2 protein-coding genes are annotated in these 435 nt (G+C 42.1%); both read left to right on the forward strand.

Annotated features, from left to right (window positions below):
- The first annotated feature begins 41 nt into the window (after window positions 1–41).
- A complete protein-coding gene (locus tag C1I99_RS35510; RefSeq protein ID WP_267897542.1) occupies window positions 42–161 on the forward strand; it encodes an SDR family oxidoreductase in 120 nt (39 codons plus the stop codon).
- A gap of 162 nt (window positions 162–323) precedes the next feature.
- Window positions 324–435 (forward strand): SDR family NAD(P)-dependent oxidoreductase (locus C1I99_RS35515; RefSeq protein WP_146604127.1); only part of this gene is annotated, 112 nt, incomplete at its 3' end.

The raw sequence follows: 435 nt of genomic DNA on the forward strand, positions 1-435 counted from the left end.
ACTCAGTTGCACCTTACGTGACACAACGCTTGAAGACACCAATGGGACGGATGGGTGAACCAGATGATATCGCTTGGATCTGTGTCTACCTGGCTTCTGAAGAATCAAAGTTTGCCACTGGTGCCGAATTCGTGATCGATGGTGGCTACACAGCACAATAGATAAGAAAAGCTCTAACAGTACTGTTAGAGCTTTTTTTGCGGTCGTTTCATTTTGTGAAAACCATAACGCTTACAAAGTGGAAGTAAAGTTGTATCATTATTTGTGTAGTAATGAGCAAGAGGTATTTTATTTAGGAATTTGTTATTTGAGAGGTAACTAACATGAGTGATGTAGCATTTATTACTGGCGCAGGACAAGGTATCGGTGAAGCAATCGCTAAGCGTTTAGCAGATGATGGCTTCAAGGTCGCAGTTGTTGGTCGCACGTTGTCAA

Source organism: Micromonospora deserti (genome assembly GCF_003236335.1).
In the GTDB taxonomy this organism is placed as follows: domain Bacteria; phylum Actinomycetota; class Actinomycetes; order Mycobacteriales; family Micromonosporaceae; genus Micromonospora; species Micromonospora deserti.